Annotated in this window: 16 protein-coding genes; 5 read left to right on the forward strand and 11 right to left on the reverse strand. The window is 64.9% G+C overall.

The window, feature by feature from the left end; genetic code table 11:
- Positions 1-5: 5 nt before the first annotated feature.
- Entirely contained in the window at positions 6-1049 is a 1044-nt protein-coding gene (locus RY1_RS18600) for a DNA polymerase III subunit beta family protein (protein ID WP_072805647.1), read from the reverse strand.
- A 46-nt stretch (positions 1050-1095) separates the two neighbouring features.
- The gene (locus RY1_RS18605; protein ID WP_072805519.1) at positions 1096-3015 is read right to left on the reverse strand and encodes an HNH endonuclease signature motif containing protein; all 1920 of its coding nucleotides are present in this window, start codon (positions 3013-3015) and stop codon (positions 1096-1098) included.
- A gap of 182 nt (positions 3016-3197) precedes the next feature.
- Between RY1_RS18605 and RY1_RS18610 the strand changes: the two genes are divergently transcribed.
- Entirely contained in the window at positions 3198-3788 is a 591-nt protein-coding gene (locus RY1_RS18610) for a CHAP domain-containing protein (protein WP_072805520.1), read from the forward strand.
- Between the two features lie 44 nt (positions 3789-3832).
- On the opposite strand, the gene RY1_RS18615 is transcribed toward RY1_RS18610, so the two are convergent.
- Positions 3833-5248 carry an acyl-CoA synthetase gene (locus tag RY1_RS18615; RefSeq protein ID WP_072805521.1) on the reverse strand — a complete coding sequence of 472 codons (1416 nt, stop codon included), beginning with the start codon at positions 5246-5248 and terminating at the stop codon, positions 3833-3835.
- A 2-nt stretch (positions 5249-5250) separates the two neighbouring features.
- On the opposite strand from RY1_RS18615, the gene RY1_RS18620 reads away from it, so the two are divergent.
- Positions 5251-5646 carry a hypothetical protein gene (locus RY1_RS18620; protein WP_072805522.1) on the forward strand — a complete coding sequence of 132 codons (396 nt, stop codon included), beginning with the start codon at positions 5251-5253 and terminating at the stop codon, positions 5644-5646.
- Here RY1_RS18620 and RY1_RS18625 read toward each other — a convergent pair.
- From RY1_RS18625 to RY1_RS18655, 7 genes are all read right to left on the reverse strand, one after another.
- Positions 5643-5996 carry a MerR family transcriptional regulator gene (locus RY1_RS18625; RefSeq protein ID WP_072805648.1) on the reverse strand — a complete coding sequence of 118 codons (354 nt, stop codon included), beginning with the start codon at positions 5994-5996 and terminating at the stop codon, positions 5643-5645. The genes RY1_RS18620 and RY1_RS18625 overlap by 4 nt on opposite strands.
- A gap of 15 nt (positions 5997-6011) precedes the next feature.
- A complete protein-coding gene (locus RY1_RS18630; protein WP_072805523.1) occupies positions 6012-7484 on the reverse strand; it encodes a SulP family inorganic anion transporter in 1473 nt (490 codons plus the stop codon).
- 40 nt (positions 7485-7524) lie between these two features.
- On the reverse strand, positions 7525-8142 hold the full coding sequence (locus tag RY1_RS18635; RefSeq protein WP_072805524.1) for a LysE family translocator: 618 nt from the start codon (positions 8140-8142) through the stop codon (positions 7525-7527).
- Between the two features lie 9 nt (positions 8143-8151).
- Positions 8152-9240: a succinyldiaminopimelate transaminase gene (dapC, locus tag RY1_RS18640; protein WP_174565419.1), complete on the reverse strand. Its 1089-nt coding sequence runs from the start codon at positions 9238-9240 to the stop codon at positions 8152-8154.
- Positions 9241-9257: 17 nt separating this feature from the next.
- Positions 9258-9581 (reverse strand): ferredoxin, encoded by a 324-nt coding sequence (gene fdxA / locus RY1_RS18645; RefSeq protein ID WP_072805526.1) that lies wholly within the window; start codon positions 9579-9581, stop codon positions 9258-9260.
- Between the two features lie 145 nt (positions 9582-9726).
- Positions 9727-10503, reverse strand: coding sequence for a hypothetical protein (locus RY1_RS18650; RefSeq protein ID WP_072805527.1), 777 nt, complete (start codon positions 10501-10503; stop codon positions 9727-9729).
- Between the two features lie 2 nt (positions 10504-10505).
- The gene (locus RY1_RS18655; protein WP_174565428.1) at positions 10506-13100 is read right to left on the reverse strand and encodes a bifunctional FO biosynthesis protein CofGH; all 2595 of its coding nucleotides are present in this window, start codon (positions 13098-13100) and stop codon (positions 10506-10508) included.
- Positions 13101-13173: 73 nt separating this feature from the next.
- Between RY1_RS18655 and RY1_RS18660 the strand changes: the two genes are divergently transcribed.
- From RY1_RS18660 to RY1_RS18670, 3 genes are all read left to right on the forward strand, one after another.
- Positions 13174-13662 (forward strand): PH domain-containing protein, encoded by a 489-nt coding sequence (locus tag RY1_RS18660; RefSeq protein ID WP_072805528.1) that lies wholly within the window; start codon positions 13174-13176, stop codon positions 13660-13662.
- Positions 13663-13778: 116 nt separating this feature from the next.
- Positions 13779-15209 (forward strand): PH domain-containing protein, encoded by a 1431-nt coding sequence (locus RY1_RS18665; protein WP_245819761.1) that lies wholly within the window; start codon positions 13779-13781, stop codon positions 15207-15209.
- Positions 15197-15892 carry a uracil-DNA glycosylase gene (locus RY1_RS18670; protein ID WP_072805529.1) on the forward strand — a complete coding sequence of 232 codons (696 nt, stop codon included), beginning with the start codon at positions 15197-15199 and terminating at the stop codon, positions 15890-15892. The genes RY1_RS18665 and RY1_RS18670 overlap by 13 nt, the downstream gene beginning before the upstream one ends.
- Here the strand turns inward: RY1_RS18670 and RY1_RS18675 are convergent.
- Entirely contained in the window at positions 15819-16271 is a 453-nt protein-coding gene (locus RY1_RS18675) for a hypothetical protein (protein ID WP_072805530.1), read from the reverse strand. The genes RY1_RS18670 and RY1_RS18675 overlap by 74 nt on opposite strands.
- Positions 16272-16293 lie beyond the last annotated feature (22 nt).

The following is a 16293-nucleotide window of genomic DNA, read 5'->3' on the forward strand; positions in this document are numbered from 1 at the left end:
CAAGGTTAGCGTCCGACGGCATTCGGCTCGACCGGCATCGCAAGAGTGGTCAGATCGCCGTAGTCCGCAGAGCGAACCACGACCGGCATCGACGGGCCGCCGATGTCGATCATGACCTCGTGTCCCACGGCCGATGCAACGGCCGGGTACAGGGTTGTGATGCTGAACGCCATATCGATGTCGGGGCCGGTAACGGTGGCAGGGATCCTGGTGCCCGACAGGGTCAGAGCTCCGCCTGCCACCCGCAAGGACGAGAACTGCTCGTCGTGTCCCTCCAACGCACGAACCAGAGCCGCGCGCTGCGCCACGACCCGGGTTTCGGCAGCAGGCAGAGCGTCGAGCATTGCTCGATAGTCGGGAAACTCCTCCGCCAGAACGCGGCAGCGCATCGCGGAGCTACCCTCGGCGTGAAAATCGACACCGGTCCCCCGAACCCCCAGCTGGACGCGATGCCGACTGCGTACGAATGACAGCGCAGCCCGTAGATCGTCTCCGTCGACGACCGCCGACCACTCATCGTCGACGCCTTCGACTGCCACCGATCGAGTCGACAGCCGGTAACGATCGGTGGCCGTGATTATCAGTGTGCCGCCGCTCGATTCGAGATACACACCGTCCAACACCGGCATTTCCGGATGACGAGATGTGGCGGTGAGTATCTGGTCCACCGCAGTTGCGAAAACCGGTCCGTTCACTGTGATCATGAGCTGCCTTTCCCTGGTTTCGAGCGCCGTTTTTTCAGCTATGTCGCGCGCGATGCGCTGTGCACGCCGAGCGTCGTCGGCAAGTTGTGCCACGTGTCGGGCCAGTGCCGTCAGGTCACCGGCGATCACCGCGGCAATGTCGTTCAGCGACATCCCGATCCCCCGCAGGAGTCGAATCCGAACAGCCACGTCCACTTGGCTTTCGGTGTAGTAGCGGTATCCCGAGGACCCGTCGACAGCGGCTGGTTCCAACAGTTTCGAATCCGCGTAGAAACGAAGGGCTCCCGGCGTCAGCCCGGTAGATCGGGCGAACACCCCGATGGTCATCGATTCGGTTGTGGTCACGCAGTTCATCATCGGGTCTCCGGTAGGTCGAGAGTCAAGCGGTGCATCAGTATTCGGCTGGGGTGAAGTAGTGGTTGCCGAGTGGGTCGGTGGTGTGGATGACGTCGCCGGGGAGTTTTTCGGTGTGCCAGTGTTTGGTGGTTTTGAGGTTGTGGTGGGTTCGGCAGTAGGGCGCGAGGTTGCTGGTGATGGTCCAGCCGCCGGCTTCGGGGTTGTGGTGGTCGAATTCGACGATGTGGTCGAGGTCGCAGCGTGAGGACGGTACGGCGCAGCCGGGGTGGCGGCAGGTGGGGTAGTGGGAGCGGACCCACATGGCCAGTGCGGCTCCTGGGGTGTAGGTTAGCGCTCCCGGTGGTGGGTCGGGGTGTCCGCCGTGTCCGTCGGGGTGTTCGGCGTGTGGGTGGTCGGGGTTGTCGGTGATGTGTGCGCGCCAGAGGTCGGCGACAATCCCCGGTGACGGTGTCCGGTTGACGCCGTTGGTGTTGCCGGGGTCGTTGGTGCCGCCCGGGTCGTTGGTGCGGTTGGTGGGGTTCGTTGGCCGGGGTGTCGGGGGCGGCGGTAGGTATCCGGCGCGGAGTTTTCGGGTGCGGCCGAGTATCAGGTCGGGGGTCGAGCTCTCGGCGTGGGCGGCGTCGAGGAAGTCGGCGATCTGTGGGTTCGGATGCGATCGGGGTGGTGCGGGGCGCGGCGGGGTGCCGCGAGTGTCAGCCGCGGTACTGCAGGTGCACGTGCAGTGCGGGCGGTGGTCGGTCCCACTTCCCGGCCCAGGTGGTGATGTCGATGGTGATGATGATGGTGATGGTTGTTGTTGTGGGTTGGGGTGCGCGAGGTCGGTGAGGGTGTCGAGGTAGCGGCGGCTGGTGGTGAAGATGATCTGCCAGGTGGCGTCGGCGGCGAGAGTGTGCACGGTGGCGGGGTCGATCGGTCCGTAGCCGTGGAGGTAGGCGTTGCGGTTGTGGAGTCCGAGAACGGTTTCGAGGTCGGCACTGATGACGATCGACGGTTTCCCCAGAGCCGACTCCGGCGGTCTCTGGCTCGCCGAAGCAGTCTCAGAAACAGCATCGGTGTCAGAAGCATCGGTGTCAGGGCGATCGGTGTCAGGGCGATCGGAATTGCCACCGGCAGAAGTCGAATCTGCTCCCGCCGTGACAGTTTCGCCGGAATCTGCGTCTGCATCTGCAGTAACGGCCGCAGGGCAATCGGTTTGGCTGCATTCACAGGTGAGGTGGCTGCCCTTCACCAGAGCGACGAAGGCGTCCGACCGCTGGGTGTCCAGAGTGCGCGGGTCCAGTCGGCAGGCTCGGACGAGTTCGGCGTCGATCAGCGCTTCTGCTTCCGCGCTGTGGACAGCACCGATCGTCGCCGAGAGCCGCGCCATCCCCCGGGGAAGTGTGGTGACTCGCACCTTCTTCGTCGTCGACTTCGCGCGGCGTCGAGCTTTGGCGTCCCAGTCGGGGTCGTGGGCAGCGATCATTCGATCGATTTCTTTGCCCAAGCGGGTCGTGGTGAAATGCCGAGCCGCAGCGATGATGTCGAGTTCGAGCGCGGCCAGGATCTTCGCCGTCGCACCGAGGGTGTGATCGCGGATAGTTCTGAGCACCTCGAGGGACATGTCCCCGAGTGCGAACAGTTCGCGGTAGCAGCAGCGGCTACCCCACCAGATTCCTAGCCGTTCCTCCACCTTCTTGGCAGGAATGTTCAACGCACAGGCAATCTCTGCGATCGCCGAGGTATGCGCGACACGTTCTGGATCGAGCCGACTCGACACCGACGAGGCATCGAACGCAGCCATACGAGCGTCGTAGAACCGCTCCATGACAACGATCGAGGCAGCCGACATGGCGTTGACCGCGCATTCCGCGGCAATCAGATCCCCGACCGCGGCACGGTCGGTGTCGATGTCGGCCTCGGTGTCGTTGTCGGCCTCGGTGTCGCTGTCAGCCTTGGTGTCGAAGTCGAGACTCACGACTCAGGTCACCCCCCAGTGACTCGATCAAAATTCGTACCGTCCAGATTCGTGCTGTCCACATTCGTGCTGCCCAAATTCGCACTGTCGAACCTATGTTCGACCAACATCAACCTAACCCACCCCACCGACAGGTTCGGATCTCTGAGTTCGCTCCACAAACCAGCCGGTACATTCGATGGATGACCGTCGAAGCCCCCGCGCGCAAGAGCCACAGAACCGTCGGCTGGATCGCGGGGATTCTGGCCGCCGTGGTCGTGGTTGCCGTGGGGGTCCTCGCGGTTGCGCCGAGCAGATACCTCCCCTGGGATACCACGCCGTTTCCCGACGTCGATGCATCGGCATTGACGACAGGGCAAGCCACCGTCGTCGAACTTCTACGCGACGAGCACGAGCGGCAGCGCCCTGGCACCTTCTATTCGGACGGCGTCGAGGAGGCGTGGTGCGCCAACTTCGTCAGCTGGGTGATGCGCGAGGCCGGGCAGCCGCTGAGCAATCCGAACTCGGGCAGTTGGCGGATCCCCGGGGTCTACACGCTCACCGAGTACTACCAGGAGCAGGGAAGATTCGAGCCGAAGGGCTACTCCCCCGGCGTCGGTGACGTCGTGCTGTACGACAACAGCAGCTGGGTCGGGCAGCACACCAATATCGTCGTCGCCGTCGACGGCGACACAGCTACGACTGTCGGAGGCAACGAACTGGGCAAGATCCGCGTCCACACCGTCGATGTCCAGTCCGACTCTGCGATAGTCGGATTCGGCCGGCTCACCTGAGGCAGGCTCACCTGAGGCAGGGCCGTGTCCGAGGCCCGTCCCGCCTAGATCAGCTGCTTCTTCTGCACCTTGCCCATGGCGTTGCGGGGCAGGGAATCGACGACGCGGATTTCTCGCGGCCGCTTGTGGTTCGAGAGTGCCGAGGCCACCAGGTCGATCAGTACCGCCGACTCGACGCCGCTGCCGACGACGAAGGCGACGATTCGTTGGCCCAGATCCTCGTCGGGGATTCCGACGACGGCGACCTCGTCGACGCTCGGGTGCCCGAGCAGCACGGTCTCGATCTCCCCTGCTCCGACGCGGTAGCCGCCGGTCTTGATCAGGTCGGTCGAGGCGCGCCCGACGATGCGATGGAATCCGTCCGGCTCGATCGCGGCGACGTCGCCGGTGTCGAACCAGCCGTCGTCCGTCCATGACTTCGCCGTCGCGTCCGGGTTGTTCAGATAGCCGTCGAACAGCATCGGTCCGCGCACTTGGAGTGCGCCGATCGCCTCGCCGTCGTGCGGGAGGATTTCCCCTGCTTCTCCGCGAAGACGAGTCTCGACGCCGCGCACCGGCAGACCGACCGAGCCGGGCCGTCGTTCGCCGTCGAAGCGGGTGGACAACGTGATCAGTGTTTCGCTCATCCCGTAACGCTCCACCGGAGCTTGCCCGGTCAGCGAGCGCAGTTTCTCGAACACCGGTACCGGCAGCGGCGCGCTGCCCGAGACCAGCAGCCTGGCGCCGCTGAGCGCCCGGGCCGACTTCTCGTCGGCTGCGATACGCGACCACACCGTGGGAACACCGAAGTACAGCGAGCCACGAGCTGCTGCGTACAGCTCGGGTGTCGGTTTTCCGGTGTGTACGACGGGGCTGCCGACCCGAAGTGGCCCGAGCAGTCCGAGGATGAGTCCGTGCACGTGGAACAGCGGAAGTCCGTGGACCAGTCTGTCTTTCCAGGTCCACTGCCACGCCTCGGCGAGTCCGTCGATTCCGGCCGCGATGGCGTTGCGGGAAATCAGAACGCCCTTGGGCGGGCCCGTCGTTCCCGAGGTGTAGAGCACGAATGCGATGGAGGACGGGTCGGGGTCGGGGTAACTGTGCCACGACCGCGCGTGCTGCCTCACCGGGAGCACCGTCAGACCAGCGGCGTCGTCGGGCGCCTCACCGAGCCACGCCTGCGCGCCCGAGTCCCGCAGGATGTGTTCTCGCTCGGCCTGGCCTGCATCGGGTGGGACCGGCACCACCGTGACTCCGGCTATGAGACAGCCGACTACTGCCAGGACCGTCTTGACCGATGGTGTCGCCAGCACGGCCAGTCGCTCTGCCTGTGACACGCGTTCGGCGACAGATGTCGCGGCACCGAGAATGTCGCCTCGGGAGAGCGTGACGCCGTCGATGGTGACGGCGTCTGGAATATCGTCTCCGCGAGCGACGGCGAGTGGATTCAATGATCGAAGCAGCACATGGTTACCGTACATACATGGATGCCGACGGAATCGACTCCGGTGACTACGCCGAATACATGACGGTGCCTGCAGGTGATCTCCGTCCGGGGGTGTACCTGATCGGCACCGATGCCGAGCAGGACGCCGACACGGAAGACGAACTCGACGACGACCTAGAGAACGAGGAGGACATCGAGGTCTCGCACATGTCCGACGGCGCCCCACGGCTCGTGTATTCGGTCCAGTCGGACGACTTCTGGACGCGCGTCGAGCTGGCCGACCTCCGCGCGACGCAGATCTACGAGGAAGACCACGCCAGGAACCCGACGATGAACACCGAGCCGAAGCGATTCACGACGGTCGAGGCCTTCGGAAGCAACGAGCTCGTCTACATCCTGCGCATCCGGCGCGGCGGCTGGGACGTAGGTTAACGCGCGAGCAGTTCCGTCAGCTCCTGCGCGTACGACAACTTGGTGCGCAGGTTCTCGCACGCGGCTTGCGCTTTGGCATGACATTCGTCGACGAATGCTTCTGCTTCGGCGCGCTCGTCACCGTCCGCTGCGATCGTGTCGAGCGAGTCGAGCAGCCGACGCATCTCGTCGAGTGTGAATTCGAGAGGTTTCATCCGGCGAATCACGATGAGTCGCGCCAGATCTGCTTCGGTGTACAACCGGAATCCGCCTGCGCTTCGCTCGGACGGTGGCACGAGACCGACCTCGTCGTAGTGGCGGAGGGTTCGAATCGACAATCCCGTACGTTCGGCGATTTCACCGATCTGCATGTGGCCGTCCACGATTCAGCCTTCCCCACCCAATCGGCCGGTGAGTCGCTCGTGCCTGATCTTGCTCGGCCCGTGCAGTCCGACGATCGAGACGGACTTGCCGTATTTGGCGTACTTGGTCGTCACGGCGTCGAGGGTAGCAACGGTCGACGCGTCCCAGACGTGTGCCTCGGACAGGTCGATGACGATGTTCTGTGGGTCTGTGGCGTACTCGAACCGATGGATCAGATCGTTGCTCGAGGCGAAGAACAGCTCGCCGCGGACGCCGTACACCCTGGTATCGGCGTCGGGGTGCGCGATCTCGACGACCTCGGTGACGTGCGCGACGCGTCTGGCGAACAGAATCATCGCGACGACCACACCGACGACCACGCCGTAGGCGAGATTGTCGGTCAGTACTGTGACGGCGACCGTGGCCACCATGACCGCGGTCTCGCTCAGAGGCATGCGGCGCAGCGTCTTCGGGGCGATCGAGTGCCAGTCGAACGTCGCGACACACACCATGATCATGACGGCTCCGAGCACCGCCATCGGGATTCGCGCCACCACGTCGCCGAACACCACGACGAGCACGAGCAGAAATGCACCTGCGAGGAACGTCGAGATACGGGTGCGCGCACCCGAGATCTTGACGTTGATCATCGTCTGCCCGATCAGCGCGCAGCCGCCCATGCCGCCGAAGGCCCCGGTGACGATGTTCGCGACTCCGAGGCCTGCACCTTCCCGAGTCTTGCTCGACGGCGTGTCGGTGATGTCGTCGACGAGCGTGGCGGTGAGCAGCGATTCGAGCAGCCCGACGAGTGCCATGGCGAAAGCGAAGGGCGCGATGATCTTCAGCGTGTCGAGATTCACCGGAAGATCGGGCATGAACAGCGAGGGCAACGACGACGGCAGCTCGCCCTCGTCGCCGACATTCGGCACGTGCACGCCGAACACGACTGTCACGAGCGTGAGGGCGGCCACGGCGACGAGCGGTGCAGGGATCGCTGTCGTCAGCCGTGGCAACACCACCATGATCACGATCGCGGCGACGGCGATCGGAAAGACGAGCCAGGAGACGTCGACGAAATACCGAAGTTGGGCGATGAAGATCAGGATCGCGAGTGCATTGACGAAGCCGACCATCACGCTGCGCGGGATGAATCGCAGAAGCTTGACCGCCCCGAGCGCGGTGAGCGCGATCTGCATCACGCCACCGAGCAAGACCGTCGCAACGAGATAGTCGAGGCCGTATTGGGGAACGATCGGCGCGATGACGAGTGCAACGGATCCGGTTGCCGCCGAAATCATCGCGGTGCGGCCACCGACCAGTGCGATGGTGACGGCCATCGTGAAGGCCGAGAACAATCCGACACCGGGGTCGACGCCGGCGATGATCGAGAACGAAATCGCTTCCGGGATGAGAGCGAGCGCGACGACGAGCCCGGCGAGCACCTCGGTTTTCAACAGTTTCGGTGACCGCAGCGCGGACAGGACGTCGGTAGGCACGTGGCGCTACTCTACCCTCACGTGAGGGTAGAGTCTGCACTCATACCGACGAGGCAACCGTGCCTGCGCCGAGTGCCGCCAGTACTCCCGCGCTGATGCGGTCGAGCCAGTCGGTCACCCTGGGCCTGCGCAGCAGCTCGACAGCCCGCGAGGCCGCAAAGGAGAAGGCGCCCATGACAATTGCGGCGACGACGACTTCCACGACACCGAGCGCCATCGCTCCAGCGAACGTGACCACCGTCAAGAACTGCGGTACGACGGCGAGGTAGAACAGGCCGACCTTGGGATTGAGAGCGCAGGAGAGCGCGCCCGCACCGAACGCCGATCGCATCGACGCGGCCACCGGAGCCGCAGGCACTCCTCGCGTGGCACTCTTCTTTCGTGCCATGAACGCACGAACACCCAGGTACAACAGGTACAGGCCGCCGAGAATCTTGATGACACGGTATGCCGCCGCGGACTGTTCGACGATCGCGGCCAACCCGACGGCGACCAGCACGGCCCAGAACAGCCCGCCGATTGCGACGCCCATGGCAGCGGCGATACCAGGCTTCGATCCTCCGATGCTGTAGCGCAGCACCAGGAACGAATCAGGTCCCGGCAGTATCGCCAACAGAAAGCACACGCCGGCGAAGCTGAGCAGCAGGCTGAGAGTCATGCACGCACCTTAGACTGCGAGGCGCTCCGCGGCCGAATGGATTCTCTCGTCGGTCGCCGTCAAAGCAATCCGAACGTGCTGCGAACCGGACGGGCCGTAGAACTCACCCGGGGCGGCGAGGATTCCGCGTTCGGAGAGCCAGGTGATCGTGTCGCGGCACGGCTCACCTCGGGTTGCCCACAAGTACAGTCCCGCTTCGGAATGATCGACGGTGAAGCCTGCCTTCTCGACAGCGATCTTCAATTCGGTGCGTCGGGCACGGTAACGCTCGCGTTGAACACGCTCGTGCTCGTCGTCCGACAGCGCCGCAGTCATCGCTGCCTGAATCGGCGTCGGCACGATCATGCCCGCATGCTTGCGCACCTCGAGCAGTTCCTTGACCAGAGCGGAGTCGCCGGTGACGAATCCGGCGCGGTAGCTCGCGAGATTCGAGGTCTTGGAAAGCGAGTGCACTGCAAGCAGATTCGTATGATCACCGTCACACACACGTGGATCGAGAATCGAGGTTGCTTCGGCTTCCCAGGTCAGGCCGAGGTAGCACTCGTCGGACACCACGATTGCGTCACGCTCACGGGCCCATGCGACGACCTTGCGCAGGTGGTCGACACCGAGCACCTTGCCTGTCGGGTTGGACGGAGAATTGACGAAGACGAGCGATGCACGTTCGGGGCCGAGCCGGTTGAGCCCGTCCGCGCGCGTGACACGCGTGCCCGCGAGCAGCGCACCGACCTCGTACGTGGGATACGCCAGTTCGGGGATCACGACCAGATCGCCCGCGCCAAGACCGAGCAGCGACGGCAACCAGGCGATCATTTCCTTGGTGCCGATGGCGGGAAGCACGGCGTCGGTGCCCACTCCGGTGACGCCGTACCGACGTTCGAGTGCCGCTACCGCCGCCTCACGCAGAGCCGGAGTGCCTATCGTCGTCGGATATCCGGGCTCGTCCGACACCGATGCCAGTGCGTCGCGGATGATCGGCGCGACCGGATCCACGGGTGTACCGACCGACAGGTCCACGATCCCGCCGGGATGGGCACGAGCTTTTTCCTTGGCGGCGGTGAGGGAGTCCCACGGAAAGTCGGGGAGTCCAGCTGCCATCGACAATCGGGCCAAGGTCAGTGCTCACCCATCGGAGGCAGCGCTTTGATGAAGGGAGGGTCGTAGTCGGTCTTGCCGAGCTTCGCGGCGCCACCGGGTGAGCCGAGGTCGTCGAAGAAATCGACGTTCGCGCTCACGTATCCGCTCCACTGATCCGGAACGTCGTCCTCGTAGAAGATCGCTTCGACAGGGCAGACCGGTTCGCACGCACCGCAGTCGACGCACTCGTCAGGGTGGATGTACAGCATTCGACCACCCTCGTAGATGCAGTCCACCGGGCATTCTTCTATGCACGCCTTGTCGAGCACATCCACGCACGGTTCCGCAATCGTGTAGGGCACTGCTGCTCTCCCTCCCTTTTTCGACAATCGACGCCGAAGCATTGGTTCCGCCTCGGGCGCCCTGAGCATCCTAGTATCGCGTCGAAGAATTCCGACAATCAGCGCAGGGTGTCCTCACTTGCGCGAACTCGACCAGTCATTCGGGTTACTCCGACACAGCAGAGCCTACGTGTCGCACAGGCCTCGCGTTGTCCGCGACCCATCGTCGACCCTGTTCGGCAGCGCGCGACAAGGCGCCGCGCTCTCCGAAGTAGCTTGCGATGCCGCCGACGAGGGGTACCGCCGCGAGCACCCGGTAGACACCCCGGCTGTGCGGACGTTTCGCCAGCTCGCCGGACAACTCGCGCAGTACCGTCGCGACATCCCACATGGCGTGGAGCAGCGCGAAGGGTCCGCAATCACGACGACTCGTCGGCTTCTCCTCAGGTTCTGGCTCGGGTTCTGGCTCGGGTTCTGGCTCGGGTTCGGAGAGATCGATCTCACGGTTGCACAGCACCGACGCGAGGAGTCGGACGTGGTCGCCTCGCCCGGTCACGCCACTCTCGCGTGCCACGGCGACCAACACCATCGACTGGTTGGCGAACCCGAGCAGATCCTGCAGCGGAAGCCGATTGACCAACACTCCGAAAACGCCGGGAAAGGCGACTGCGACGGTGTTCAGTGCTCCGATCCGGGCCACCCACCATTCCGAGCGCGCGGCGGCGTTGAGCTTCTGCCATGCCTCCGTACCGGGGAAATCGGTGGCGTTCAACGCCGCAGCGAGCGCGTCGAGCACCTTGTCCACGGCCGTATCGGTCTCGGTGGGCCGCCGAAACGTCCGTTTCTTCAGACCGACCGGATCCCGCTCGGACAGTACGTCGAGGACAGGATCGATGATGGCGACGGCCCGGTCGAGAGCCGTCGCCACGGTGCGATCGTCCATGCTCAGACGAGCCCGAGTGCCGGCGCCCGCCGGAGTGGTGGAGCCTGCGTGGACTGATCACTCTCGACAAGCCCGTAGGTGGTGGTGCGTTCGCGGGCGGGGCGGCCGATACCGTTCGCGATCTCGTGGAGTTCGGCGACGGTCTTCTCCGACCCGTTCTGACTGCCTGCCATCCGCGAGATGGTCTCCTCCATCAGGGTGCCGCCGAGGTCGTTCGCGCCGCCGTTCAGCATCGCCTGCGTGCCGGTGATACCGAGCTTGACCCACGAGGTCTGGATGCTGTCGATCCGGCCGTGCAACATGATGCGCGCCAACGCGTGCACCGCACGGTTGTCCCGATTCGTCGGACCGGGACGCGAGGCCCCCGCCAAGTACAGCGGCGAGGACTGATGCACGAACGGCAACGGCACGAACTCGGTGAACCCACCGGTCTTGTCCTGAATCTTCTTGAGCACGTTCATGTGCCCGACCCAGTGCGACGGATTGTCGACGTGGCCGTACATCATCGTCGAGCTCGATCGGAGCCCTACCTCGTGCGCGGTGGTGACCACTTCGATCCACTCGGCGGCGGGCAACTTGCCCTTCGTCAGCACCCACCGGACCTCGTCGTCGAGGATCTCCGCTGCGGTGCCGGGGATGGTGTCCAGACCCGCGGCCCGCAGTTCGGTGAGCCAATCCCTGATGGACTGCCCACCGCGAGAGGCCCCGTTGACGATCTCCATCGGCGAGAACGCGTGCACGTGCATCGACGGCACACGCTCCTTCACCGCGCGCACCAGATCCGCGTAACCGGTGACAGGCAGCTCGGGATCGATACCGCCCTGCATGCACACCTCCGACGCACCGGACACGTGCGCTTCCCATGCCCGGTCGGCGACCTCGGCTGTGGAGAGCGTGAACGCATCCGCATCACCCTTGCGCTGCGCGAACGCACAGAAACGGCACCCGGTGTAGCAGATATTGGTGAAGTTGATGTTCCGGTTCACCACATAGGTGACGGTGTCGCCGTTGACCTGCTTACGCAGATCGTCCGCCAACGCGGCCACCGCGTCCATACCCGGACCCTCGGCCGTCGCAAGTGCCAGATACTGCTCGTCGGACAGACCTGCCGGATCCTTCTCCGCTGCCTTCAGCGCCGCCACCAGGTCCCGATCGACGCGTTCGAGACCGGCCAGATCACGAACCTGCTCACGAATCGATTCCCAGTCACCGAACGCATTCGCCAGATCGCTTCGCGTTTCGGTGTTGCGGCCCTCGGTGTCGATCTCGGTGTTCAGATCCACCCGGCCCGACGACACCCACTCCTCGTCCGGCTCCTGCCACGGCAGACCCACCGGCAGCACGTCCTCGCGCGCCATGCCGGTCTCCGGATCCGCCAACGCCTTCACGTGCGCCGAGATCCGCGGATCGATCCACGGCGCGCCGGCAAGGATGTACTGCGGCTGTGCCGCCGTGCGCTCCACCAACCGGTAGCCCGCGGCCGCGCTGAGCTCGGCCAGGGTGTCCAGGTTCGGCCACGGACGCTCCGGATTGACGTGATCCGGTGTCAGAGGCGAGACGCCACCCCAGTCGTCGACACCGGCGCCGAGCAGCGCGGCGGTCTCCTCTGCTTCGACCAGATTCGGAGGAGCTTGAATCCGCATCGCGGGCCCGACAAGAATGCGGGTGACGGCGATCGTCGCCAGGAATTCCTCCATGCCTGCGTTCGGCGCACTGCGCATCGCAGTGTCCTCCTTGGCGAGGAAGTTCTGCACGATGATCTCCTGGACGTGCCCGAACGCCTTGTGCACCTTGCGGATCGCCATGATCGATTCGGCTCGATCACGGATCGTCTCACCGATCCCGACGAGCACGCCGGTGGTGAACGGAATGTTCAGCCGCCCGGCATCGGTCAGCGTGCGCAGCCGAACCTCCGGATCCTTGTCCGGGCTGCCGTAGTGCGCCTGGCCCTTCTCCTCGAACAGCCGGCGTGAGGTGGTCTCGAGCATCATGCCCATCGACGGCGCCACGGGCTTGAGTCGCGAGAGTTCCTGCCAGGACATCACGCCCGGATTCAGATGCGGCAGCAGCCCGGTCTCCTCGAGCACCCGGATGCTCATCGCCCGCACGTAGTCCAGCGTCGAGTCGTAGCCGCGCGAGTCGAGCCATTCCTTGGCCTCGGGCCACCGCTCCTCCGGTCGGTCACCGAGAGTGAACAAGGCTTCCTTGCACCCGAGTTCGGCGCCCTTGCGCGCGACCTCGATGATCTCGTCCGGATCCATGAACAAACCATGGCCCTCGGCTTTGAGCTTGCCCGGCACCGTCACGAACGTGCAGTAATGACATTTGTCCCGGCACAACCGGGTGATCGGAATGAACACCTTGCGCGAATAACTGACCGTCTTCGGCCGCCCGGCCTCGAGCAAACCCGCGTCACGCACGCGGGACGCCGACGACATCAGATCAACCAAGTCGTCGCCACGTGCGTGGAGCAGCACGGTGGCTTCGTCGACATTGAGACTGACACCGTCACGCGCACGACGCAGCACACGACGCATGGCAGAAGCAGCGGGAGCTTTTTCGGATCGACGGACAGGTGCAGCGGGATCAGGCAGCATGGTCACCAGTCGATCATGCTCCTCCGACACGAGTGCGTGCCACCGGGAGGTCGGTACCACTAGGTTTGTAGCCATGATCACGATGACGGACCCAGCGTGGCGTCCGAGTTCCCGTGCACCTCGGCTGTGGGCCATCAACGCGGCCCTCGTCTGGATTCCGCTGTTCATCGCGCAAATTGTCTGGGCAGTCCTCGACGGCCGGTGGACCACATGGCCGCACACCGTGGTGTTCGCCGCGTCGGTGGTGCTCGCGGCGCTGCACATCATCGTCGTGCCGCTGTGGCGATACCGGGTGCACCGCTGGGAGATCAGCGATACCGCCGTCTACACGTTGACGGGCTGGTTCGACCAGGAGCGACGCATCGCGCCGATCTCGCGGATACAGACGGTCGACACCGAGCGCGGCCCGATCGACCGTCTGCTCGGATTGGCGACGGTCACGGTGACCACGGCCTCGTCCGCTGGAGCGGTGAAGATCACCGCATTGGACAAGGACGTGGCGGACAAGACGGTGGCGCAGCTGACCGAGATCGCCGGACGGACGCAGGGCGATGCAACATGATCGAGAACAGCGACGTGACCGAGAACAGCGCTGTGACCGAGAACAGCGCCGTGGCGGTCGAGACCAAGCTGCTCGTCGAAGAGGAACAGCAGCCGTGGTTGCGCCTGGACAAGCGGATGCTCCTCGTCCATCCGGTCAACGAGGCCGTCAAGGTCCTTCCGGTATTGCTCGTGTCGTTCATCGTGGGAAGCCAGTCCGGTAATCACTTCTGGGGTCTGATCGTTCTCGCGATCGTGGTCGTGTTCGCGGTTCTGCGGTGGTTCACCACGAGCTACCGGATCGGTCCGGTGCACGTACAACTTCGAACGGGTGTCTTCCAGAAGAAGCTGCTCTCGGTGCCCCGCAGCCGCATTCGATCCGTCGACATCGAAGCCGGCGTCCTGCACCGGGTTCTCGGTCTGTCGATTCTGCGTATCGGGACGGGTCAGCAAGCGGGCAAGGGTGAGAAGTTCGAGCTCAACGCGCTGGACGCTTCGATCGTGCCGCACCTGCGGGAGGAACTCCTGCAGCGAGTCACCCGGAGCGCCGCCGAACCGGGCACGCCGCCGCCCGACGAGATCGAGATCGCGCACTGGCAGGCGTCGTGGGTGAAGTACGCGCCGTTCTCGTTCACGGGAGTGGTGACCATCGCAGCCGCCGTCGGCGTGCTCTTCCAGTACGGTCTCGGCCAGCGTCTCGCCGAGTCGTCCGTGGTCACCGACAGCATCGACTCCGCCGAGCGATTCGGACTCGTCGTCGTCATCGTCGTCGGACTGGTGATACTGCTGATCGTGGCGAGCGTGTTCGCCTGCGCTCGCTACCTGATCGCGTACGGCAACCTCACTGTCACCGACGACGGAACCAGGCTGCACGTGGCCCACGGCCTTCTGCGGACCCGGTCGACGACGCTCGATCGCAAGCGGCTTCGCGGCACGTCGCTGTCCGAGCCGTTGCTTCTGCGCAGCGCGCGAGGCGCCAGGCTCGACGCCATCATGACCGGCGTCAGCGCCGAGAAGAAGGAATCGTCGATGCTTCTCCCGCAGGCACCCGCGGACGAGGCCAGGCGGATGATGACCGTCGTTCTCGGCGACGCCGGCTTGCATGCGGACGCGCAGAAGCCGTTGGGATCGCACGGACCGGTTGCACGGCGTCGGCGATACACCAGAGCCGTCGTGCCGGTTCTGCTCGCGGCCGTTGCACTCGCGATCGCGGAGGCGTTCGGCGCCCCGATCCCGCCGCTCGCCTGGGTGGCCGCGGCGATCCTGCTGGCAGGGGCGGTCTTCGTCGCATGGGATCGAAACCGGGGACTCGGTCACGCTGTACTGCCGGGCTGGTTGATCACGCGGCACGGTTCGCTCGATCGCAAACGCCACAGCCTCGAAGCTGCCGGCATCATCGGATGGACCGTCCGCCAGACGTTCTTCCAACGTCGAGCAGGGGTCGCGACGATCGTCGCGGCGACGCCTGCGGGCGTCGGCCACTACGAGGTCATCGACATTCCGATCGAACAGGCCTGGGCGCTCGTCGAGGCGGTGACGCCGGGAGCAGGCGACAAGTGGTCGTCGTAAGAGACATTCACCGACTCGACTCGGCCGTTGCGTCGTGTCGGGCATGTCCTCGGCTGGTGCGCTGGCGCGAGAAGGTCGCAGCCGAGAAGAAGCCGCAGTTCGAGGAGCAGACCTATTGGGGCAAGGCCGTTCCCGGGTTCGGACCGGCTGACGCACCGATGCTGATCGTCGGTCTCGCCCCGGCGGCGCACGGCGCCAATCGGACCGGTCGGATGTTCACCGGTGATCGCAGCGGAGACGTACTCTTCGCTGCCCTCCATGCCGTCGGGCTCGCGAGCCAGCCGACCGCGACGCACATCGATGACGGCCTCACGCTCCGCGGCGTCCGCATCACCGCACCCGTCCACTGCGCTCCCCCGGACAACACACCGACGATCACCGAACGAGACCACTGCCGGAAGTGGCTCGACATCGAACTCGGGTTGTTGAAGCCGACTCTGCGTTCCGTCGTCGTACTCGGTGGTTTCGGGTGGCAGTCACTGCTGCCGGTACTGGCGAGCAACGGCTGGGCGGTACCGCGTCCGCGCCCGAAGTTCGGCCACGGTACCCGAGTGGACATGGGCACCATCCGATTGTTCGGCTGCTTTCACGTCAGCCAGCGGAACACCTTCACCGGGCGGTTGACTCCGACGATGGTCGAGGATGTGCTGCGGGCTGCTGGGTCCCATGCGGGACTGCTGTGAGGGCCTGCAACCGCCACGTGAACAGAAGTATGCCGGGCGGGACCGCTCCACCGATCAGCAGAAGTGCCGTACGCCAGTCGGCGAGCAGAAGCACATCGCCGCCGGGCCCACCGAACATGCACAGCAGTATTCCTGCGCCCCAGCCGATCAGCGGGGACGCGATGGCAGCAGGCCGAACGGCCACCTTGCGCGCGGCGAACAGCAATGCCACGTTCGCGGCGCCCGCGATCAGCGCACTCGCAGGAAACGGAACCGGACCGAGGTAGGCCGGGAGAAACAGGACCGACAGGATTCCGCACAGAAAGCCGTCGAAGACGAGCACCGCGAGCGTTGCCCTCGAGACGAGGACGACGGTATTGGACGCGGCCTTCGAGATCATGCTGCCAATACTGACGTATCGA

The sequence above is a fragment of the Rhodococcus yunnanensis NBRC 103083 genome, assembly GCF_001895005.1.
Lineage (GTDB): Bacteria > Actinomycetota > Actinomycetes > Mycobacteriales > Mycobacteriaceae > Rhodococcoides > Rhodococcoides yunnanense.

Bases quoted from the DNA above. Each gene is read 5' to 3' on its own strand.
- RY1_RS18610 (WP_072805520.1), top strand. From the start codon at position 3,198: ATGACCGTCGAAGCCCCCGCGCGCAAGAGCCACAGAACCGTCGGCTGG.
- RY1_RS18615 (WP_072805521.1), bottom strand. From the start codon at position 5,248: ATGTACGGTAACCATGTGCTGCTTCGATCATTGAATCCACTCGCCGTC.
- RY1_RS18620 (WP_072805522.1), top strand. From the start codon at position 5,251: ATGGATGCCGACGGAATCGACTCCGGTGACTACGCCGAATACATGACG.
- RY1_RS18625 (WP_072805648.1), bottom strand. From the start codon at position 5,996: ATGCAGATCGGTGAAATCGCCGAACGTACGGGATTGTCGATTCGAACC.
- RY1_RS18635 (WP_072805524.1), bottom strand. From the start codon at position 8,142: ATGACTCTCAGCCTGCTGCTCAGCTTCGCCGGCGTGTGCTTTCTGTTG.
- dapC (WP_174565419.1), bottom strand. From the start codon at position 9,240: ATGGCAGCTGGACTCCCCGACTTTCCGTGGGACTCCCTCACCGCCGCC.
- RY1_RS18650 (WP_072805527.1), bottom strand. From the start codon at position 10,503: ATGGACGATCGCACCGTGGCGACGGCTCTCGACCGGGCCGTCGCCATC.
- RY1_RS18655 (WP_174565428.1), bottom strand. From the start codon at position 13,100: ATGCTGCCTGATCCCGCTGCACCTGTCCGTCGATCCGAAAAAGCTCCC.
- RY1_RS18660 (WP_072805528.1), top strand. From the start codon at position 13,174: ATGATCACGATGACGGACCCAGCGTGGCGTCCGAGTTCCCGTGCACCT.
- RY1_RS18665 (WP_245819761.1), top strand. From the start codon at position 13,779: ATGCTCCTCGTCCATCCGGTCAACGAGGCCGTCAAGGTCCTTCCGGTA.
- RY1_RS18675 (WP_072805530.1), bottom strand. From the start codon at position 16,271: ATGATCTCGAAGGCCGCGTCCAATACCGTCGTCCTCGTCTCGAGGGCA.